At 67.9% G+C, this 20775-nt stretch carries 20 protein-coding genes; all 20 read left to right on the top strand.

Annotation, left to right across the window (positions count from 1 at the left end):
- Positions 1-57: 57 nt before the first annotated feature.
- The 20 genes from ACLQ3I_RS20890 to ACLQ3I_RS20795 all read left to right on the top strand — a co-directional run bounded on the left by ACLQ3I_RS20890 (position 58) and on the right by ACLQ3I_RS20795 (position 20754).
- Positions 58-729 (top strand): YceD family protein, encoded by a 672-nt coding sequence (locus ACLQ3I_RS20890; protein WP_425804472.1) that lies wholly within the window; start codon positions 58-60, stop codon positions 727-729.
- 75 nt (positions 730-804) lie between these two features.
- On the top strand, positions 805-1491 hold the full coding sequence (rnc, locus tag ACLQ3I_RS20885) for a ribonuclease III (protein ID WP_425793995.1): 687 nt from the start codon (positions 805-807) through the stop codon (positions 1489-1491).
- Positions 1492-1503: 12 nt separating this feature from the next.
- A complete protein-coding gene (mutM, locus tag ACLQ3I_RS20880; protein ID WP_425793646.1) occupies positions 1504-2490 on the top strand; it encodes a bifunctional DNA-formamidopyrimidine glycosylase/DNA-(apurinic or apyrimidinic site) lyase in 987 nt (328 codons plus the stop codon).
- Positions 2487-2954: an OsmC family protein gene (locus ACLQ3I_RS20875; protein ID WP_425793648.1), complete on the top strand. Its 468-nt coding sequence runs from the start codon at positions 2487-2489 to the stop codon at positions 2952-2954. The genes mutM and ACLQ3I_RS20875 overlap by 4 nt, the downstream gene beginning before the upstream one ends.
- 3 nt (positions 2955-2957) lie before the next feature.
- Positions 2958-3242: an acylphosphatase gene (locus tag ACLQ3I_RS20870; RefSeq protein ID WP_425804384.1), complete on the top strand. Its 285-nt coding sequence runs from the start codon at positions 2958-2960 to the stop codon at positions 3240-3242.
- Between the two features lie 97 nt (positions 3243-3339).
- Positions 3340-6942, top strand: a complete 3603-nt coding sequence (gene smc, locus ACLQ3I_RS20865) for a chromosome segregation protein SMC (protein ID WP_425804381.1) — start codon at positions 3340-3342, stop codon at positions 6940-6942.
- 76 nt (positions 6943-7018) lie between these two features.
- Positions 7019-8593 (top strand): signal recognition particle-docking protein FtsY, encoded by a 1575-nt coding sequence (gene ftsY, locus ACLQ3I_RS20860; protein ID WP_425804379.1) that lies wholly within the window; start codon positions 7019-7021, stop codon positions 8591-8593.
- A 230-nt stretch (positions 8594-8823) separates the two neighbouring features.
- Positions 8824-10167 (top strand): ammonium transporter, encoded by a 1344-nt coding sequence (locus ACLQ3I_RS20855; RefSeq protein ID WP_425793656.1) that lies wholly within the window; start codon positions 8824-8826, stop codon positions 10165-10167.
- Positions 10168-10216: 49 nt separating this feature from the next.
- Positions 10217-10555, top strand: coding sequence for a P-II family nitrogen regulator (locus tag ACLQ3I_RS20850; RefSeq protein WP_005176661.1), 339 nt, complete (start codon positions 10217-10219; stop codon positions 10553-10555).
- 9 nt (positions 10556-10564) lie between these two features.
- Positions 10565-13204, top strand: coding sequence for a [protein-PII] uridylyltransferase (locus ACLQ3I_RS20845; protein WP_425793658.1), 2640 nt, complete (start codon positions 10565-10567; stop codon positions 13202-13204).
- A 105-nt stretch (positions 13205-13309) separates the two neighbouring features.
- Positions 13310-14878, top strand: a complete 1569-nt coding sequence (ffh, locus tag ACLQ3I_RS20840) for a signal recognition particle protein (protein ID WP_425793659.1) — start codon at positions 13310-13312, stop codon at positions 14876-14878.
- A 17-nt stretch (positions 14879-14895) separates the two neighbouring features.
- A complete protein-coding gene (locus ACLQ3I_RS20835; protein ID WP_425804469.1) occupies positions 14896-15993 on the top strand; it encodes an amidohydrolase family protein in 1098 nt (365 codons plus the stop codon).
- Between the two features lie 472 nt (positions 15994-16465).
- Complete coding sequence (gene rpsP, locus ACLQ3I_RS20830; RefSeq protein WP_425793660.1) at positions 16466-16933, top strand: 30S ribosomal protein S16; 468 nt, start codon at positions 16466-16468, stop codon at positions 16931-16933.
- Positions 16930-17172: an RNA-binding protein gene (locus ACLQ3I_RS20825; protein ID WP_124706967.1), complete on the top strand. Its 243-nt coding sequence runs from the start codon at positions 16930-16932 to the stop codon at positions 17170-17172. Before rpsP ends, ACLQ3I_RS20825 begins: the two co-directional genes overlap by 4 nt.
- A 17-nt stretch (positions 17173-17189) precedes the next feature.
- Positions 17190-17708, top strand: a complete 519-nt coding sequence (gene rimM, locus ACLQ3I_RS20820) for a ribosome maturation factor RimM (RefSeq protein ID WP_425793662.1) — start codon at positions 17190-17192, stop codon at positions 17706-17708.
- Between the two features lie 2 nt (positions 17709-17710).
- Positions 17711-18415 carry a tRNA (guanosine(37)-N1)-methyltransferase TrmD gene (trmD, locus tag ACLQ3I_RS20815; protein WP_425804376.1) on the top strand — a complete coding sequence of 235 codons (705 nt, stop codon included), beginning with the start codon at positions 17711-17713 and terminating at the stop codon, positions 18413-18415.
- Positions 18416-18514: 99 nt separating this feature from the next.
- Complete coding sequence (locus ACLQ3I_RS20810) at positions 18515-18877, top strand: YbaB/EbfC family nucleoid-associated protein (protein WP_425804374.1); 363 nt, start codon at positions 18515-18517, stop codon at positions 18875-18877.
- On the top strand, positions 18870-19253 hold the full coding sequence (locus ACLQ3I_RS20805) for a hypothetical protein (protein ID WP_425804371.1): 384 nt from the start codon (positions 18870-18872) through the stop codon (positions 19251-19253). Before ACLQ3I_RS20810 ends, ACLQ3I_RS20805 begins: the two co-directional genes overlap by 8 nt.
- Before the next feature lie 2 nt (positions 19254-19255).
- Positions 19256-20305 (top strand): hypothetical protein, encoded by a 1050-nt coding sequence (locus ACLQ3I_RS20800; RefSeq protein ID WP_425793670.1) that lies wholly within the window; start codon positions 19256-19258, stop codon positions 20303-20305.
- The gene (locus ACLQ3I_RS20795) at positions 20302-20754 is read left to right on the top strand and encodes a hypothetical protein (protein WP_425804369.1); all 453 of its coding nucleotides are present in this window, start codon (positions 20302-20304) and stop codon (positions 20752-20754) included. Before ACLQ3I_RS20800 ends, ACLQ3I_RS20795 begins: the two co-directional genes overlap by 4 nt.
- Positions 20755-20775 lie beyond the last annotated feature (21 nt).

Below are 20775 nucleotides of genomic sequence, written 5' to 3'. Positions count from 1 at the left end.
ATGTCGTTCGAACACCCCGCAGGCCGGGCGTATCGTGCAACTGTGTCTGAACATGCAATGAGCCGCGGAACCGCCGCGGGCGAGTCGGTGTCTCCCGGCGGCCCGCGCGGTGGCCCCGAACGGCGGACGCCCGACTCGGCAGCAGCTGTCCGTGATCCCTTCGTGCTCGACATCCGGTCCCTCGGCCGACGGCCGGGAACGATGTCGGAGGTACACCGCACCGCCATCGCCCCGGAGCGTCTCGGCGTCGACATGATCGCGATTCCCGAGGACTCGGAGGTGGACCTCGATCTGCGACTGGAATCGGTCAGCGAAGGCGTGCTGGTGACCGGGACCGTGAGCGGTGAGACCCAAGGGCAGTGCTCGCGGTGCCTGGAACCGGTCGACGGCACCGTCACGGTCTTCCTCACCGAACTGTTCGCCTATCCCGACAGCGAGACCGAACAGACCACCGACGCCGAGGACATTCACCGAATCAAGGACGATCGCGTCGACCTGGAGCAATCGATCATCGACGCCGTCGCGCTCGAACTCCCGATGTCGCCGCTGTGCTCCGACGACTGCGAAGGTCTCTGTCCGGAGTGCGGCGTCCGGCTCGCGGTCGCCGAGCCCGGGCACGCCCACGACGTCATCGACCCGCGCTGGGCGGCCCTGCGGGACAAATTCGGGTCCACCGAGGAGGCATCCCCGCACACCTCGGGACGCCCGGACAACCAGGGCGGTGACTGAGCCGTCGTGGCCGAAGGAAAGGGCGCGACCGACGAGTCGACGCGGACCGAGACCACCGACGGCGGGTTCGGGGATCTGCTCACCGCCGTACGCGGCGAGTTGTCTCCGCCGATGCTCACCCTCGCATTGACCCATCGTTCCTACGCGTACGAGAACGGGGGATTGCCCACCAACGAGCGCCTGGAGTTCCTGGGCGATTCGGTACTCGGTGTGGTGATCACCGAGCGTCTCTACCTGCGATATCCAGACAAATCCGAGGGTGAGCTGGCCAAGATCCGGGCGAGTGTGGTGAACATGCATGCACTCGCGGACGTGGCCCGCGGTCTCGGTCCGGGCGGTCTCGGTCGTCATCTCCACCTCGGCCGGGGTGAGGAGATGACCGGTGGGCGCGACAAGGACAGCATCCTCGCGGACGGCCTGGAGTCGCTGCTCGGAGCGCTGTACCTGGAGCATGGGCTGGCCGAATGTCAGACCATCATCCTGGGTCTGTTCGACGACATCATCGGGCATGCAGGTCATCTCGGGGCCGGGCTGGATTGGAAGACCTCGCTGCAGGAGCTCTCCGCCGAACACGGATTCGGTCCACCGCACTATCAGATCTCGTCGACCGGGCCCGATCACAACAAGGAATTCACCGCGACCGCGATGATCGCCGGGGAAGGGCTCGGCGAGGGCAGTGGCCGGACCAAGAAGGAGGCCGAGCAGAAAGCGGCGGCCCTGGCCTGGCAGGTGCTGACCGACCGCGCCGCGGCCGCGAACTGATCGGCGGACCCGGTGCCCGAGCTACCCGAGGTCGAGACAGTTCGACGTGGCCTCACCGACCATGTGGCCGGCAGGCAGATCGTCGCCGTCGAGGTGTTGCACCCACGATCGGTGCGGCGTCACCTCGGGGGTGGCGCGGACCTTGCCGGACGCCTGATCGGTAAGACCGTGACCGGTGCTCACCGGCGCGGCAAATATCTCTGGCTCGACCTCGGTGACGACACCGACGGATTCCCGGTCGTCGTCCATCTGGGCATGAGCGGTCAGATGCTGATCACCGACGCAGGGGCACCCGACCATGTGCATCTTCGGATCCGCGCCACTCTCGACGACGGCAACGAGCTGCGATTCGTTGACCAACGGACCTTCGGCGGTTGGCATGTCGACGAGTACCTGGGGCCGCCGGTCGCCGACGGGGGCGGGCTGCCCGAGTCGATCGCGCACATCGCACCCGACCCCTTCGACCCGACGTTCGATCCGGCCGCGGTCGTCGTCGCGATCAGGGCCCGGCACTCGGAGATCAAGCGTGTGCTCCTCGACCAGACGGTGATCTCGGGAGTCGGCAACATCTACGCCGACGAGGCGTTGTGGCGCAGTCGAATTCACGGCACGCGGATGGCGGATCGATTGAGCCGGGCCAAGATCGCCGACCTGGTCGCATCGGTCACCGAGGTGATGGGCGAGGCCCTCGTGGTCGGCGGGACATCGTTCGACTCGTTGTACGTGAACGTCAACGGGCAGTCGGGCTACTTCGAACGATCGCTCAATGCGTACGGGCGCGAAGGACTGCCGTGCCGGCGCTGCGGTGCGATCATGCGCCGCGAGCAGTTCATGAACCGCAGCTCGTACTATTGCCCGCGATGCCAGCGACGCGAATCGAGCCGGAAACAAACCGGGTCCATTCGTGTTGTGCGTTCAGCAGAGATCGCAGCACCAGAGATCGCAACGAAGCGGACCAGCGGCGGTACCCGAGAAAAAGGATCGAATCAGCGACCATGACGACCGATCAGCAGACCACGCAGGCAGCGACCGACGGCCGGGCGGCACCCCATCCCCACACCGATCTGTGGGTCGAACGGACCGGCACCCGCCGCTATACCGGGCGGAGTTCGCGGGGCGCCGAGGTCCTGATCGGCTCCGAGGATGTCGAGGGTGTGTTCACCCCCGGGGAACTGCTCAAGATTGCGCTGGCCGCCTGCACCGGCATGTCGTCGGATCGTCCGCTGTCGCGGCGGCTCGGTGACGACTACGACGCGACCGTCCGGGTGAGCGGTGCGGCCGACCGCGAGAACGAGCGGTACCCGGTCCTCGACGAGATCCTCGAGGTCGACCTGTCCGAACTCGATGACGCGGCCGCCGAGCGGCTGCTCGTGGTCGTCGAGCGGGCGATCGACGCGGTCTGCACGGTCGGCCGGACGATCAAGGCCGGTGCCACGGTGAACCTCGCGATCGAGACCGACTGAGCCATGCCCGACAACGGGGACGTCCGTCTCACCGCGTATGTGCACGGACAGGTCCAGGGTGTCGGATTCCGCTGGTGGACGCGCTCCCGGGCGCTCGAGCTGGGACTCGTCGGCTATGCCGCCAACCTGGCCGACGGCCGCGTGCTGGTGGTCGCAGAAGGGCCCCGGGACGCGGCCGACGCGCTGCTGGCGTTGCTGCGGTCGGGCGACACCGCGGGTTCGGTCGACCTCGTCGTCGAGCGGTTCGACGATGCTCGCGGCGATCTGAGCGGCTTCGTCGAGCGGTGACCCGCGCCGACCGCGGTCGCACGAGGCGCGGGAGGGACGTGCTCACTGCCGCGTGGTGACGGTGATCAGGCCACGATGGTGAGTATTCTGTACCGTCGTGCACCTCAAAAGCCTCACCCTGAAGGGCTTCAAGTCGTTTGCGTCGTCCACGACGCTGCGATTCGAGCCGGGTATCACCTGTGTGGTGGGGCCGAACGGGTCGGGCAAGTCCAACGTCGTCGATGCGCTGACCTGGGTGATGGGTGAGCAGGGCGCCAAGGCGCTGCGCGGCGGCAAGATGGAAGATGTCATCTTTGCGGGCACCTCTGGACGGCCGCCCCTCGGTCGCGCCGAGGTGACCCTGACCATCGACAACTCCGACGGCGCACTGCCCATCGAGTACTCCGAGGTCTCCATCACGCGGCGGATGTTCCGCGACGGGGCGGGCGAGTACGAGATCAACGGGAACTCCTGCCGGCTGATGGACGTGCAGGAGCTCTTGAGCGACTCGGGTATCGGCCGGGAGATGCACGTCATCGTCGGACAGGGCAGACTCGCGGCCATCCTGGAGTCACGACCCGAGGATCGGCGGGCGTTCATCGAGGAGGCCGCGGGCGTCCTCAAACATCGCAAGCGGAAAGAGAAGGCGGTCCGCAAGCTCGACGGCATGCAGGCCAACCTCGCCCGCCTGACCGACCTGACCGCGGAACTGCGCCGTCAGCTCAAACCACTGGGACGGCAGGCCGAGGTGGCCCGTCGGGCCCAGACAGTGCAGGCCGACCTCCGCGATGCGCGCCTGCGATTGGCCGCCGACGATCTGGTGTCCCGCCGTTCCGAGATGGCCGAGCACACGGCGGTCGAGGACGAGGTCCGGCAACAGCAGGACGAGGTGACCGCCGCGCTCGACCATGTCACGGCCGAACTCGCCGAGCACGAACGCCACCTCGCGGAGGTCGCGCCGGCGGCCACCGCCGCCGCTCAGACCTGGTTCCGGCTGTCGGCGCTGGCCGAGCGGGTGGACGCGACCTGCCGGGTGGCCGCCGAGCGCAGCCGCTACCTGAGCGAGCCGACCAGCCCGACCGGTGGCCCCGATCCCGACGAACTCGATCGTGAGGCCGAGGAAGCAGCGCTGACCGAAGCCGAACTCGACGGCACCGTCGGCGCCGCGGCTGAGTATCTGGACGCCGCGAAGGCAGAACTGTCCCGATCCGAGCAGGTGGCCGCCGACGCCGAACAGGCCCACATGGCGGCGGTACGGGCCATCGCCGACCGACGAGAGGGACTCGCCCGCCTCGAGGGCCAGGTCGTCAACCTGCGGACCAAATCCGAGTCGGTCGACGCCGAGACGGCACGTATCACCGCCGCGATCGCGGCGGCGAACGAGCGTGCCGAAGCTGCCCAGACCCAGCAGGACTCGATGGCCGAAACGCTGAGCGAGTACGAGGCCGCCGAGCACGGACTCGACGAGCACCACGAACGGTCGGTCACGGCACTGAACCAGGCCAACGAGCGGGTGGCGTCCCTGCAGGCCGGGCAGCGTGAGACCGAGCAGCGGATCGCGTCGCTGTCCGCGCGGATCGAGGCACTGGAGGTCGGCCTCGAACGCAACGACGGCGGTGCCTGGCTGCTCGACAACGCGCCCGACGGTCTCGTCGCACCGATGTCGGAACTGCTCACCGTCGACGCCGGCTACGAGACGGCGATCGCCGGTGCGCTCGGGCCGGCGGTCGACGCGATCGCCACCGTCGACGCGATCGCTGCGGTGCGGGCGCTCGCCGCGCTGAAATCCGGCGACGGCGGTCGCGCCGCACTGATCCTCGGCGGACTGCCGGACGCCGCAGCCCGGACGGACATCGACCTGCCGAACGGTGCCCGCTGGGCGTCGTCGGTGGTGACCTGCCGGCCGTCGATCCGCGGTGCCGTCGAGCACGTGCTGGCCGACACGGTCCTGGTGGACACGGCCGAGCAGGGCCTCGACATCGCGCAGCGGCACCGCGTCCGGACGGTCACCCTCGACGGCGACCGGATCGGTCCGGGATCCATCGAGGGCGGCTCGTCGCATCGGCCGTCGACCCTCGAGGTGCAGTCGGCCATCGATGCGGCGACGTCCGAACTGGCCACGGCTCGACGGCGGCTCGAGGAGATCGAGGCCGCCCTCGACGGCGCGACGTCCGAGCAGGTGGCCCGACGCGAATCGGCCGAGGAGGCGTTGGCAGCGCTGCACGAGTCCGATGCCAACGTCGGGGGCACCTACGAGCAGATGGCGCGTCTCGGGCACGAGATACGTGCGGCGAGATCGGAGAGCGAACGTCTGACCCGTCAGCGCGGCAAGGCCGAAGAAGGCCGTGCCGAGTCGCTGACCACCCTGCATGAGCTCGAGGAGCGCTTGCGTTATGCGCGTGACGAATCCGACGACACCCCGGCCCACGCAGGCGATGACACGCCCCGAACTCTCGCGGCGGAGGCGGTAGCCGCGGCACGGTCGGCGGAGATGGAGGCGCGACTGCAGCTGCGCACCGCCGAAGAACGACTGGCCTCGGTCCGGGGACGCGCCGACTCTCTGCGCCGGGCCGCGCAGCGGGAACGGGAGGCCCGCCTGCGCGCTGAGCGTCAGGATCTGGCGCGCCGTCGTGCGGCCGCCGTCGCGTCGGCGGTCGGGGAGGCGGGAGCTGAAGTCTCCCAGCGGCTTTCGGTCGCAGTGCAGAACGCACAGGCCGGTCGTGACGAACTCGAACAGGTCCGCGTGGAGCGGACCGCGGCCGTCGATGAACTCAAGAACAAGGCCGCGGAGCTGACCACCAAACTCAATGCGTTGCGCGACACCGTGCACCGCGACGAGCTGGCCAGGACACAGGCCGCTCTCCGGATCGAGCAACTCGAGGAACAGATCCTGGACTCGTTCGCGATCGCGCCGGATGACCTCGTGGCCGAGTACGGCCCGGACGTGCCGATGCCACCGTCGGCGCTCGAGATGCACGAGTACGAGCAGGCGAAGGCCCGCGGCGAGTCGGTGGTCGCACCTACGCCGCTGCCGTTCGATCGCGCGACGCAGGAGACTCGGGCCAAGAAGGCGCAAAAAGACCTCAACACCCTGGGCAAGGTCAACCCTCTCGCGCTCGAGGAGTTCGCCGCACTCGAGGAGCGCTACAACTTCCTGTCGGCTCAGCTCGAGGACGTCAAGGCGGCCCGTCGTGACCTGTTGTCGGTGGTCGAGGAGGTCGACGCTCGCATCCTGCAGGTCTTCACCGAGGCATACGCCGATGTCGAGCGAGAGTTCGCCCAGGTGTTCACCACCCTGTTCCCGGGTGGCGAGGGGCGTCTCGTGCTCACCGAGCCCGGCGACATGCTCACCACCGGAATCGAGGTCGAGGCCCGCCCACCGGGAAAGAAGGTCAAGCGGCTCTCGCTGCTGTCCGGTGGTGAGAAGTCGCTGACCGCGGTGGCGATGCTGGTGGCGATCTTCCGGGCGCGGCCCTCCCCGTTCTACGTGATGGACGAGGTCGAGGCGGCACTCGACGACACGAACCTGCGGCGACTGATCTCGCTGTTCGAGCAGTTGCGTGAGCGATCCCAGTTGATCGTGATCACGCACCAGAAACCGACCATGCAGGTCGCCGACGCGCTCTACGGCGTGAGTATGCGCGGGGACGGCATCACCACGGTGATCTCACAGCGCCTGCGTGGGGTGGACCTGCCGGTCACGAACACTGACGCGACCTGACGACCGTTCACCGTCACATGCGACCCTGATCGGGTCAGGTCGCTCGCATCAACCAATTCGACAGGGGTCTACCGGAGTGAACACCGCAGTCATCATCGGCATCGTTGTCGCCGTCATCGTGCTCATCGCGCTGATCGTTCTCGGCGTGATGCTGTCGCGGCGACGGCGGATCTCGCTGTCCGACGATTCGGCGACACAGGGTCCGGTCGACGGCACCACCAGGCAGGTCGACAAGTCGGGCGGCTATCAGGCGGGGTCGGGATTCAACTTCAGCCAGGGCGGTGGCGGGGTGGGGCTCGCCGAACCCCCGGAACCGGTGGTGCGTCCCGGCACGGAACGCACCGAGGTCGACGGCCAGCCCGGTGTCGGTGACGACGCCTCGGTGCCCCGCGACTCCGCGCAGCGCGGCATCCGGGACGTCGCGCTGCCCGACGCCGATGCGGACACCGGCACGCAGACCATGCTCGACGACACCGTCGGGACACCGGTAGCGGGCGACGTCGTGGAGGCTCCGACCTCGGCACCCGAGGCGCCCGCAGCCGAACCGGTGGCACCCGAGACCACTCAGCAGCCCGAAACCACTCAGCGGCCCGAGACCACTCAGGAGCCCGAGACCACTCAGGAGCCCGAGACCCCGGTGGCGCCCGGGTCGCCGGTGGCACCCGAGGCGCCCGCGGCCGAACCGGCAGCACCCGAGGTTCCGGCGGCCGCAGCACCCGAGCTCGACGAGATCGCTCCGACGGCGGGCCGGCTCGGCCGTCTCCGCGGGCGGCTGTCACGTTCCCAGGGCGCGATCGGCAAGAGCATGCTCGGACTACTCGGCGCCGGTGACCTGGACGAGGAGAGCTGGGAGGACATCGAGGACACGCTCTTGATGGCCGACCTCGGCACGGCCGCCACGATGGCGGTGGTGGAGCGTCTGCGGACCGAGCTCGCCACCTCGAACGTGCGTACCGCCGAGGACGCACGCGCGCTGCTGAAGCGGGTGCTGGTCGATCAGTTGCGTCCCGAGTTCGACCGCTCGGTCCGCGCCCTGCCGCACGCCGGGCAGCCCGCGGTGGTGCTGGTGGTCGGTGTCAACGGAACCGGGAAGACCACGACCACCGGAAAGCTGGCGCGGGTACTGGTGGCCGACGGCCGGCGCGTGTTGCTGGGGGCCGCCGACACCTTCCGTGCGGCTGCTGCCGACCAGTTGCAGACCTGGGGCGAACGTGTCGGCGCGGAGGTGGTCCGGGGCAAGGAACAGGCGGACCCGGCGTCCGTGGCCTTCGACGCCGTCGTCAGGGGCATCGACGACGGTGCCGACGTGGTGATGATCGACACGGCCGGGAGACTGCACACCAAGACCGGTCTGATGGACGAGTTGGGCAAGGTCAAGCGGGTCGTCGAGAAGAAGGCGCCGGTCGACGAGGTCCTGCTCGTCCTCGACGCCACGGTGGGTCAGAACGGCCTCACGCAGGCGCGGGTGTTCGCCGAAGTCGTGGACATCACGGGCGTGGTCCTGACCAAGCTGGACGGCACCGCCAAGGGCGGCATCGTTTTCCATGTGCAGGAAGAGCTCGGCGTACCGGTGAAACTCGTCGGCCTCGGAGAGGGCGCGGACGACCTGGCGCCGTTCGAGCCGGAGGCATTTGTGGACGCGTTGCTGTAGAAGGTTCACCGTCCTGAAATCGCGCTTCAAGAGAACGCGAATTCGCGGTCGGCGATTCTTCGACGGGCCTGAGAACCTGCTGAGGCACGACCTGCGCTGTTACCCGTAGGAAATATAAACCGGCGAGTGGTTCACATTCTCGAAACGTCCGAGCACCACGGATGAAACCGAGTGCCGACAGTCTCTTTGCAGGCGCCGAGCCGTCGGCGCACTCTGAGGAGGTTTCTACAGTGGTTTTGGCACTGCCAGACGATGCTTTCGCAGTTCCAGATGCCGGCAATACAGCGTGGATGCTCGCCAGTGCGTCGATGGTTCTGTTGATGACGCCGGCACTCGCCTTCTTTTACGGGGGGTTGTCGCGGGGCAAGTCGGTTCTGAACATGATGATGATGTCCTTCGGCTCGATCGCGACCGTCAGTGTCGTGTACGTGTTGTGGGGCTTCTCGATGGCTTTCGGTAATGGCATCACAGGCGACGACGACATCTGGGGCGTCTTCTCGAATCCGTTTGCGCTCTTCGGGTCCAATCAGTTGATGGAGACCAAGGAGGTGACCCAGGGCGGGGAGGCGGTCGAGCAGGTCGTCACCGGCGGGCTCACCATCCCGTCGACGGTGTTCCTCGCATTCCAGCTGACCTTCGCGGTCATCACGGTCGCCCTCATCTCGGGCTCGCTCGCCGAGCGCGTGAAGTTCTCGACGTGGCTGGTGTTCTCGGTTGTGTGGGCGACGATCGTGTACTTCCCGTTGTCGCACATGGTCTGGGGTGGCGGCATCATGTCCGGCGCCGAGAGTGGTTTCGCCTCATGGATGTTCGGCTCGACCGACGGCGCCGCGAACGTCGCGCCGATCGACTTCGCCGGCGGCACCGTGGTCCACATCAACGCCGGTATGGCGGGCCTCGTGCTGGCCGTGATCGTCGGTTCCCGTGCCGGATTCGGCAAGACCGCGTACCGGCCGCACAACATCCCGTTCGTGATGCTCGGCGCGGCCCTCCTGTGGTTCGGCTGGTTCGGATTCAACGCCGGATCGGAACTCGCCGCCGACATGGTCGCCGGCAAGGTGTGGATCAACACGACAGCGGCCACCGCCGCCGCGATGATCGGCTGGCTGGCCGTGGAGTGGATTCGCGATCGGCATCCCACCTCGGTCGGTGCGGCATCGGGCATCGTCGCGGGTCTGGTCGCCATCACCCCGGCCTGTGGGGCGCTGACCCCGGTCGGATCGATGATCCTGGGTGTTGTCGCCGGTATCCTGTCCGCGCTCGCCATCAGCCTGAAGAACAAGTTCGGCTACGACGACTCGCTCGACGTCGTCGGTGTGCACCTCGTCTCGGGTCTCTGGGGCACGATCGGTATCGGTCTGCTGGCCGAGGAGACCGGTCTGTTCTACGGACACGACTACAAGCAGCTCGTTGTGCAGATCGTCATCGCACTCTTCGCCCTGGTGTTCACCGGTGTACTCACCACGATCATCGCGCTGGTCCTCAAGCCGCTGGGCTGGAAGGTCGCACAGGAAGACGAGCACAACGGCATCGACGAGGCGGAACATGCGGAGACGGCATATGAACTCGCATGAATCCCTGCACTTTCGCTACTACGCTGATTCTTGTGGAGAGGGATAACTCATGAAGCTGATCACCGCAATCGTGAAACCGTTCACGCTTGAGGACGTCAAAGCAGGTTTGGAGCAGGCCGGAATCCTGGGTATGACCGTCAGTGAGGTCCAGGGGTACGGACGGCAGAAGGGTCACACGGAGGTGTACCGCGGCGCCGAATACTCGGTGGACTTCGTACCCAAGGTCCGCGTCGAGGTCGTCGTCGACGATGCGGCGGTGGACAAGGTCGTGGACGTCATCGTGGAGGCCGCGCGCACCGGCAAGATCGGTGACGGGAAGGTGTGGGTGTCACCGGTCGAGTCGGTCGTCCGCGTCCGCACCGGTGAGCGCGGCGCCGACGCGCTGTAAGCCGGGCCGATGCCCTTTCTCAACCCATCTCACGGCCCCGCGTCTGATGACTCAGGCGCGGGGCCGCGTCCTGCACGTCCGATTCCCGAGACGCCGGTGGCCGCAACCGATCTCGCCGCGACCCGCCGCCAGCTCCTGGAGTCGGGCAAGAGTGGGAAACTCGACGCACCGGGCCTTCGTCAGGTGCTCGTCGACCTTCACGAGTTCTGGCTGGTCTCCAAGGGTGTCGAACTCGGGATCCGGTCGGACAGCGGATATTCGATCATCGCGGTCGGCGGACTCGGACGCGGCGAACTGCTGCCGTTCTCCGACCTCGATCTCATCCTGTTGCACGACGACATGCCACCGGACGAGGTCGCCGAGGTGGCCGACGGTCTGTGGTACCCGTTGTGGGATGCCAACATTCCGCTCGACCACAGCGTGCGCACGGTCCCGCAGGCGCTCCAGGTCGCCAGTGAAGACGTCAGTGCTGCACTCGGATTGCTCGAGGCGCGGCACATCGTGGGTGACGAGGATCTGTCCACCCTGTTGATCGGCGGTATCCGTCAGCAGTGGCGCACCGACATCCGCGATCGTTTCCCCGCGGTGGTCGCGCATGCGCAGGATCGCTGGCGTCGCGCCGGCGACATCGCGCACCGTGCCGAGCCAGACCTGAAGAACGGTCGCGGCGGTCTGCGTGACGTCCAGTTGCTCGGTGCGCTCGCCATCGCGCAGCTCACCGACGGGATGGCAAGTCTGCGGCCGGACTCCCCGGGGGCCGGGCCGCAGATGGCCTACGGCCGATTACTGGACATCCGCACCGAATTGCACCGGATCGCCGGCCGTCCCAGGGAACAGGTCCGCGCACAGGACGCCGACGAGATCGGCGCGGCCTTGCGGATCGGCGACCGTTTCGACCTGGCGCGGGTCATCAGCGATTCGGCCCGCACCATCAGCTATTCCATCGATGTCGGCCTCCGGACCGCGGGTAATGCGTTGCCGCGCCGCGGTCTGGCCAAACTGCGCCGATCGCCGATCCGCCGTCCCCTGGATGAGGGCGTGGTGGAGCACAACGGTGAGATCGTGTTGGCGCGCAACGCGATTCCGAGCAAAGATCCGGGGCTCATCCTGCGGGTGGCGTCGGCGTCGGCGCGTACGGGTCTGCCGATCAGCGCGTCGACGCTCAGCCGTCTCGCCGACTACGCTCCCGAGCTCAGGGAACCGTGGCCCGCCGAGGCCCTCAGCGATCTTCTGGTGCTGCTGGGGTCGGGCCATCACATGGTCGACCCCATCGAGGCGCTCGACCGGACCGGGCTGTGGGGTCGGCTGTTGCCGGAGTGGGGTGCGGTTCGTGATCTCCCGCCACGCGATGCCATCCATACGTGGACCGTCGACCGACACCTGGTGGAGACTGCGGCGCATGCCGGGTCGATGACCACGCGGGTGTCGCGTCCGGATCTGCTGGTGCTCGGTGCGTTGATCCATGATCTCGGCAAGGGGCGCGGTGCAGATCACAGCATCGTCGGCGCGGACCTGGCCATCCAGGTGGGAAATCGGTTCGGGCTGTGGCCCCAGGATGTGACCCTCCTGTCGGAGATGGTCCGGCACCACCTCCTCCTCCCGAGCGTGGCCACCCGCCGCGACCTCGACGACCCGGCAACCGCGGAATCGGTGGCCGCGACGCTCGGCCACAACAGGACGCTGCTGGAGCTGCTGGCGACGCTGGCCGAGGCCGACTCGCTCGCGACCGGGCCGGGTGTGTGGGGCGAGTGGAAGGCCTCCCTGATCAACGACCTCGTGCGTCGTGCGCTCCGATTGATCGACGGGGGAGGCCCGGTCCGGCCGGAGTCGTTGTCGCTCGAGCAGATCTCGTTGGCGGAGGCAGGCGGATTCTCCGTGATCATGTCGCCCGCCGACGGCCCGCACACCTTCCGGGTGACGATGGTCGCCCCGGACCAGCCCGGTCTGCTGTCCAAGATGGCCGGTGTGCTGGCTCTCAACGGCCTTCGGTCGCACTCCGCGACGGTGCAGGGGCATGGGGACAGCGCGGTGAACTCGTTCGTCGTGGTCCCGATCTTCGGGAGTCCACCCGAAGGCGGGCTGATGCGCCAGCAGCTGATGGCGGCGGTCGACGGGAAGATCGACGTGCTGGCCCGCCTCGACGTGCGGGAGGCCGAATCGCCGATCCCGACGATCGGGTCGGTGTCGGCGACGCCCGGGGTGTCGGCGGGAACGGGAGCCTCGGCAGGCAGCACCGACCCGGCGGTGGATGGTGCCGGTCACCCGAAGACCGCAGTGCCCGCTCTGTTCGCAGTCGCACCGCCCCGTGTCATCTGGGTCGATCTCGACGCCGCCGATTCACCCGCGGAGTCCGGCGATGTCCTGATGGAGTTGCGGACCGATGACCGCATCGGTTTGTTGAGCCGTGTCAGCGCGGTGATCGAACGTCACGGCGCGCAGGTGCGCTGGGCCAAGGTCGCCACCCTGGGCAGCACCGTCGTCGACACGTTCTGTCTACGCCTCGACGACGACGGCGAGCCGGCGAGAACACGCCTGGCCGACGACGTCATCGCGGTGTGTCCACCTCTGCAACCGCGTGCCGAAGGCGACGACGGAGACGGCCCGCAGAATCATGGCGGGACCGCGCGGTCAGGGGTGCCGATCAGCTGACCGCACCCGCCGGAAGGTCCGTGACGATCACACGACCACGCGCCGGTGATCCATTCCGACACCGGAGGTGATCGGGCCGGGGCACGAGCATGGAAGACTAGAGGCATGTTCGATTCGCTTTCCGATCGGTTGGCCGATGCCCTGAAGGATCTTCGCGGCAAGGGCCGGTTGTCCGATGCCGACATCGACCGCACCTGCCGGGAGATCCGACTGGCGCTGCTCGAGGCCGACGTCTCCCTGCCCGTGGTCCGTGGTTTCATCGCCAAGATCAAGGAGCGTGCCAAGGGCGCCGAGGTCTCCGGTGCGCTGAACCCTGCCCAGCAGGTCGTCAAGATCGTCAACGACGAGCTCGTCGGGATCCTGGGGGGCGAGACGCGACGGATCACCTTCGCGAAGAACCCGCCGACGGTGATCATGCTCGCCGGCCTGCAGGGTGCCGGTAAGACCACCCTGGCCGGCAAGCTCGGTCACTGGTTGCAGAAGCAGGGCCACACACCCCTGCTGGTGGCCTGCGACCTGCAGCGGCCCGGCGCGGTCTCGCAGCTGCAGATCGTCGGTGAGCGTGCCGGCGTCAAGGTCTTCGCTCCACATCCCGGAACCTCCATCGGCGGCGAGGGCCAGCTCGGTGTCACCGCCGGCGACCCGGTGTCGGTGGCGCGCAGCGGAGTGGCGGAGGCCGCGGCCCAGCATCACGACGTCGTGGTGATCGACACCGCGGGTCGGCTGGGCATCGACCAGGAGCTGATGAAGCAGGCATCGGACATCCGCGATGCCACCGATCCGGATGAGGTCCTGTTCGTCGTCGACGCGATGATCGGTCAGGACGCGGTGTCCACGGCCGAGGCTTTCCAGGACGGAGTCGGCTTCACCGGCGTCGTACTGACCAAACTCGACGGCGACGCCCGTGGTGGCGCGGCGCTCTCGGTGCGTGAGGTCACCGGTCGGCCGATCATGTTCGCGTCCTCGGGCGAGAAGCTCGACGATTTCGACGTCTTCCATCCGGACCGGATGGCCAGTCGGATTCTCGGGATGGGCGACGTGCTGTCGCTCATCGAACAGGCCGAACAGCATTGGGACACCCAGCAGGCCGAGGCCGCCGCGGCGAAGATCACGCAGGGGGAGCTGACCCTCGAGGACTTCCTCGAGCAGATGCTGATGATCCGCAAGATGGGTCCGATCGGCAACATCCTGGGCATGCTGCCCGGCGCGGGCCAGATGAAGGACGCGTTGTCGCAGGTCGACGACAAGCAGCTCGACCGTGTGCAGGCGATCATCCGCGGTATGACACCGGCCGAGCGGGACAACCCGAAGATCATCAACGCGTCGCGCCGGCTGCGTATCGCCAACGGGTCGGGTGTCTCGGTCAGCGAGGTCAATCAGCTCGTCGACCGGTTCTACGACGCCCGCAAGATGATGTCCCAGATGTCCGGCCGGATGGGCATGGGCGGTGGCGGACGCAAGACCAACCGCAAGAAGGGCAAGGGCAAGAAGGGCAAGAACCGCGGACCCACGCCACCGAAGGCCGCGCGTGCCGGTCTCCCCGGCATGGGCGGTATGCCCGGGATGCCTGCCGGTTTCCCCGACCTATCAAACATGCCCGCGGGTCTCGACGAGCTGCCACCGGGGCTCGAAGGCCTCGACGTCAGCCAATTCCAGCCCAAGAAGAAGAAGTAGCAGCAGTGGCCGGACCGATGGGAATCGGGTCGGCGCCCGCCGACGACGTGCGGCACTACCGTGGGCGAGACCCGTTCGGCGACGAACAGATCGACCTCTGGGTGGTGGGTGACACCATCACCCGCGAGCCGGTGGCGTCGGCCCGTACCGCCCTCGATGGCGGCTGGATCATCCCGGGCCTGGTCGACGCGCACAACCACGTCGGGATCGCACCGGGGCTCGGCGTCACCATCGACCGGGCGCGTGCGTACGCGAAGGCGGATGCGCGCGCCGGCACACTCCTGATCCGTGAGGTGGGGTCGCCGCTGGACACCCACCCGCTCGACGACGACCCGTCGTGCCCGCGCTTTATCCGGTCGGGCAAGCACATCGCGCGCCCCAAACGCTATTTGCGGGATTACGGTGTCGACCTCGAGAATCCCGACGAGCTCGCCGATGAGGTGACCAGGCAGGCGCGCGACGGTGACGGCTGGGTGAAGATCGTCGGCGATTGGATCGACCGCGAGGCGGGGGATCTCACGCCGTTGTGGACGCGGCGGCAACTCGATGCGGCGGTGGCCGCCGCGCACACGGAGGGAGCGCGGATCACCGCCCACGTCTTTGGTGCCGACGCGTTACCCGATCTCATCGGGGCCGGAGTCGACTGCATCGAGCACGGTACCGGATTGACGACAGATCTCATGGACGAGATGGTCGAGCGGTCGATCTCGTTGGTGCCCACCCTGATCCAGGTGGAGAACTTTCCGGGTATCGCCGACGGCGCCGACCGATTCCCGACCTATCAGGCGAATATGCGCAAGCTCCATCAGAATGCGGAGGCCGTGTTCGCGGCCGCTCGTGAGGCGGGGATCACGATGTTCGCCGGCACCGATGCGGGTGGCTTCGTCGAGCACGGGCGGATCGTCGACGAGATCGTGGCGATGGCCGCGGTCGGCTTCGGGGCGGAGGGTGCGTTGCGGGCCGCCAGCGTCGCGCCGCGGGAGTGGCTCGGTGCCGGCGTTCTCGGCGAGGGCGACCGCGCCGACTTCATCGTCCTCGACGACGACCCCCGAGAAGACCTGACGACGCTGCGTCGACCACGGTCGATTGTTTGCTCTGGGCTAACCGTCTCCTGACCTCGTCGCGCACAAAACCCCAGTTCACATCCCCGAGTGTGAGGTGTTCGTGTGAGGTACTCCACGTTCGTTGAGCTGGTACCGCTAACTTACCGGCTGGTAATGTGACGACCGCGTTGCATGGGTTCGCGGGCGCGGAGACATCGCCGACTTCACTCCGAGACAGGTCAGGGGAGGGCCGTCATGGGAGATATCGGCGAGTCGGGGTCTCCGCGGTTGGCACGCGACATGTGGTTACCTTCAGCGGGGTGGGTAACCACATGTCGAACCCCGTGCACGACCTCTGGGACCTCGACGCCGCAGTGTCGAGGCCGATGCGGTTTTTGCTCCGGGAGCCCGGTCTGGCAGAATGGCACGCTGGTTCGTCGGACCCGGTTACGTACCGACCGACGGTCACACCACAACAGATCGCAAAACCGGGTCCGTCACCGGACGGGCCGCTGAATTGCGTAGTGACCACTGAGGAAGAAACATGGCTGTCAAGATCAAGCTCACGCGTCTCGGTAAGATTCGCAACCCGCAGTACCGCATCGTCGTCGCAGATTCTCGGACCCGCCGCAACGGCCGGGTGATCGAGACCATCGGCAAGTACCACCCGAAGGAAGAGCCGAGTCTGATCGAGGTCGATTCGGACCGCGCGCAGTACTGGCTGGGTGTCGGGGCGCAGCCGACCGAGCCTGTCGCGGCCATCCTGAAGGTCACGGGTGACTGGCAGAAGCACAAGGGTCTCCCGGGCGCCGAGGGAACCTTGAAGACCAAGGAGCCGAAGCCGTCGAAGCTCGACCTCTTCAACGCTGCCTTGGCCGCTGCCGACAGCGGACCGGCCGCCGAGGCCACCACCCCGAAGAAGAAGGCCGCCAAGAAGGCCGACGAGGAGACCCCGGCCGAGGCCCCCGCCGACGCCGCCGCGACCACCGGTGACGACAAGGCCGGCGCGTGACCGCAGTCGTCGCTGACGCGGTCGAGCACCTCGTCCGTGGCATCGTCGCGAACCCGGACGACGTCCGTGTCGAGATGATCACCGGCCGTCGTGGCCGGCTGGTCGAGGTGCACGTCAATCCCGAGGACCTCGGCAAGGTGATCGGTCGCAACGGCCGCACCGCAACCGCACTGCGTACGCTCGTCACCGGTATCGGTGGCCGCGGTATGCGTGTGGACATCGTCGACACCGATCGCTGAGCGAGAACGACTCCGCGATGGATCTCGTGGTGGGCCGTGTGGCCAAATCGCACGGTGTTCGCGGTGAGGTGGTCGTCGACATCCGCACCGACGATCCGGCGTCGCGATTCGCTCCCGGCACCGACCTGCGTGGCAGACTGCCGCGTGGGGGCGGGGAGAAGACGTTCACGGTGACAGCCGCCCGGCAGCATGCCGGGCGGCTGTTGCTGTCCCTGGACGAAGTCGCCGATCGGTCGGCGGCAGATGCTCTGCGCGGCACGCTGTTTCTCATCGACAGCGCCGACGTCGACTCGGGTGAGGACCCCGACGAGTTCTACGATCACGAACTCGAGGGTTTGCCGGTCTCGACGATCGACGGCGTGGAGGTGGGCGTGGTCGCTTCCGTGCTCCATCTGCCCGGCGGCGAGATCCTCGCCGTCACGACCTCGGAGGGTGGCGAGGTGCTGATCCCGTTCGTCCGCGAGATCGTGCCCACCGTGACCTCCGAGGTCATCGAGATAGATCCCCCCGACGGTCTGCTGGATCCCGAGGCGTGATGATGCGCATCGACGTCGTCTCGATCTTTCCCGAATACCTGGACCCGTTGCGGGCTGCCCTGCTGGGCAAGGCGATCGACGCGGGTCGCATCAGTGTCGACGTGCACGACCTGCGTACGTGGACCCACGACGTGCACCGCAGCGTCGACGACTCGCCGTACGGCGGCGGGCCCGGGATGGTCATGAAGCCCGAGGTGTGGGGACCGTGTCTGGACGACGTGTGTCCCGACGACGCGCTGCTCGTCGTCCCGACCCCGGCGGGCGTGCCGTTCGGCCAGGCGACCGCACAGCGGTGGAGCGTGGAAGATCATCTGGTGTTCGCCTGTGGGCGCTACGAGGGCATCGACCAGCGCGTCTTCGACGACGCGGCCCGTCGCGTACGGGTCGAGGAGGTCTCCCTCGGCGACTTCGTGCTGATCGGCGGCGAGGTCGCCGCGATGGCGATGATCGAGGCCACCGTCCGCCTGATCGACGGCGTCCTCGGCAATCCACGATCGCATCAAGAGGATTCGTTCTCCGACGGGTTGCTCGAGGGGCCCAGCTACACCCGGCCGGTGTCCTGGCGCGGCCTCGATGTGCCCCCGGTGCTGCTCAGCGGAGACCATGCGAAGGTGGCGGCCTGGCGGCACGAGCAGTCGCTGGCGCGGACGGCGGCGCGCAGGCCGGACCTGCTGCCTGCCGAACCACACGACGATCGCATCAGATGAACCTCGCTGTCGTCGTCACCCGCCGACAGTGGTTGGACGCGACGCTCGAATCTCGCGTGGGCGCCCGCTAGGATTGCTCGACCGGGAGGGGGTCGGATGATGGCGGACCGATGGTCGGCGATGCTCGACGAGCTGTCTCGGCAGAGATCGGAGTTGACCAGGGTCGGGGAGGCGATGGCGGGGTTGACCGCTCATGCCGTCAGTATCGATCGTCTGGTGTCGGTCACCGTCGACGCCCGTGGGATGCTCCTCGATCTGACGATCGATCCGCGCGCGATGCGTCGCCTCCGGGCCGAACAGCTCTCCGCGCAGATCACCACGCTCGTCGCCGAGGCGGACCAACGATTGCATGACCAACGGAACCAGATCTACACGGCGGCCGTCCAACCAACACCGGACTACTCCGATGTCCGGGTGGATGCGAGCGCACAGCCGCGACGACCGGGGGACACCGATGGCTGACATGTCGTTTCCCGGCGAGGCGTCGGCGCGTGGTGGCGGGCATGGCGATCCGGTGGCCGGCGCTGGGCGACTCGATGTCGATGTCGAGTCGCTGGGCAGGCTCACCGCCCGCCTGGCGGTCGTCGACACCCAGTTCGGGTGGCTCGCCGTCGAGGTGACCGAGGCGCTCGCCGACGCCGAGGCAGCAATCGGCGTCGACGATGCTGCACGCGCATTTCGCACTGGATTCGCCGGCCTCGCCACCGATTTGGCGGCCGCGTCGGGCGGGGTGGCGCGAGCACTGGCAGACCATCAGGTGCTGATCGCCCGCGGGGCGCGCGAGATCGGCGACGCAGACGACGATGTGGCTCTGCGGCTGAAGTCGGGCGAACGATGACCATGGGCGCGACGCCGATGACCGTGCCGCCGGAGATCCGTGCCCTGGCCGAAGAATTGGCACCCGGCACGTGGCCGAGTGCCGACGTCGGCGGACTACGAGCGGCCGCTGTCCGCTGTCGTGACCTGGCGTCGCGGGTGGCCGACCTGGCCGCGGAGGTCGGAGCGGCGCATCGTGACCGTGCGATCGGCGCCGGGGCGTTCCACGACGGCGTCGTCGAGGGCGGGCGTGCGCTGACCGACTCCCCGGACACGGGATTCGGTCGGTTGATCGGACGGCTCGAGACGACCGCGACGGCGCTGGACACCTACGCAGACGCCGCGGCGACCACACACAACGAGATGACCGTGATCGCGTCGCTGGCCGACCGCGAGCGACTGCGATCGGATCTGCTCTCGACGCTGGGGGACGACTCTGCGCGCGTCGTCGCTGCCGGCGGAGGTCGAATGGCGCTGACTGCGGCCGGCGAGGACTACACCGAGGCGGCAGGCGACGCCGGCCACCGACACCACGACGACCAGCCACAACCCGCCGCGACCAGCGGCATGCTGCCGTTCTCGGCGATGAGTGGATTGGCCGCGGGAGCCGGCGCGCTGGCCGCCACGCACGCCGGGACCGTGAGTGTCGGTCCGGCGGAGTTGAGCGGTGCCGACACCGACTGGCTCCAGCGGCGGGCGGCCCACCTGCAGTCGGGTCTGCCGTCGTCGGTGGCGGGTTGGGTCCGAATGGCTGTGGGGATCGGTGTGGCCCCCGACGGATCCCGCGCGGTGGTGGTCGGTACCAGCGACCCGTATCCCTATCAGCGAGAGGGGATCACGCTCGGCGCCGGCGAGATCATGGCCGGCAACGGGCGCGCGGCCGAACTCGCCGTCGTCGATCACATGACCGGGTCCGGGATCAGCCTGCAAGCGATCGCATCGGCGACGCCGATGGCACCGGCGACCCTCGCGGCACTGGCCGGAACCGACGCCGAGTTGTTCGCGCCCGACCAGCAGGGGACCGACGACGGTGTTCTGTCGCTGTCCCACGAATCGGGGAGCGATCACCCGTGAGCAGTCGGATCACGCGACTGCCCGACGGAGTCGCCGAACTGGTGGACCGAGTCCCCGACAGTGATCTCGCCCCGTGCATGTACTTTCTGGCGATCACGGTGCTGTCGGGTGTCGACGTCGGCGACAGCCCCGAGCTCACCACCGCGCTGACCGAATTGCGGGAGCGCGGAGCCGTGTCCGCGGGAAACCGGTTGGAGGTCGCCAGCCGCCTCGCGCAATTGGAACAACGTGCGTTCATCGCGGGTCGTCGAGGTGAGCACGAGGCGCGTGATCGTGCCTTCTTCCAGGCGCGCGCCGTCAACTGTCTCGTCCACGTGATCGGGGCGGGCTCCGGGACCACCGCCGCCCAGGAGCCGAGGGACCGGCTGCGGGAGGCCGCCTATGAAGGTGCGATCGCGTTCCGCGGGACGCCGGGGGTGGTGAGCGTCCTCAATCGCTACGCGGGGTGAATGGCGGCATTAACCTTGGCG

This window comes from Gordonia sp. DT101 (assembly GCF_049844895.1).
GTDB lineage: Bacteria > Actinomycetota > Actinomycetes > Mycobacteriales > Mycobacteriaceae > Gordonia.
The sequence above is the reverse complement of the archived record's forward strand: the minus strand, read 5'-3'. Positions and strand labels throughout refer to the sequence as shown.

Coding starts and splice junctions, on each gene's coding strand:
- ACLQ3I_RS20800 (WP_425793670.1), top strand. CDS start 19,256: ATGGGCGCGACGCCGATGACCGTGCCGCCGGAGATCCGTGCCCTGGCC.
- ACLQ3I_RS20890 (WP_425804472.1), top strand. CDS start 58: ATGAGCCGCGGAACCGCCGCGGGCGAGTCGGTGTCTCCCGGCGGCCCG.
- ACLQ3I_RS20805 (WP_425804371.1), top strand. CDS start 18,870: ATGGCTGACATGTCGTTTCCCGGCGAGGCGTCGGCGCGTGGTGGCGGG.
- trmD (WP_425804376.1), top strand. CDS start 17,711: ATGCGCATCGACGTCGTCTCGATCTTTCCCGAATACCTGGACCCGTTG.
- rimM (WP_425793662.1), top strand. CDS start 17,190: ATGGATCTCGTGGTGGGCCGTGTGGCCAAATCGCACGGTGTTCGCGGT.
- ACLQ3I_RS20850 (WP_005176661.1), top strand. CDS start 10,217: ATGAAGCTGATCACCGCAATCGTGAAACCGTTCACGCTTGAGGACGTC.
- ACLQ3I_RS20810 (WP_425804374.1), top strand. CDS start 18,515: ATGGCGGACCGATGGTCGGCGATGCTCGACGAGCTGTCTCGGCAGAGA.
- ACLQ3I_RS20870 (WP_425804384.1), top strand. CDS start 2,958: ATGCCCGACAACGGGGACGTCCGTCTCACCGCGTATGTGCACGGACAG.
- rpsP (WP_425793660.1), top strand. CDS start 16,466: ATGGCTGTCAAGATCAAGCTCACGCGTCTCGGTAAGATTCGCAACCCG.
- ffh (WP_425793659.1), top strand. CDS start 13,310: ATGTTCGATTCGCTTTCCGATCGGTTGGCCGATGCCCTGAAGGATCTT.
- ACLQ3I_RS20875 (WP_425793648.1), top strand. CDS start 2,487: ATGACGACCGATCAGCAGACCACGCAGGCAGCGACCGACGGCCGGGCG.
- ACLQ3I_RS20835 (WP_425804469.1), top strand. CDS start 14,896: ATGGGAATCGGGTCGGCGCCCGCCGACGACGTGCGGCACTACCGTGGG.
- ACLQ3I_RS20845 (WP_425793658.1), top strand. CDS start 10,565: ATGCCCTTTCTCAACCCATCTCACGGCCCCGCGTCTGATGACTCAGGC.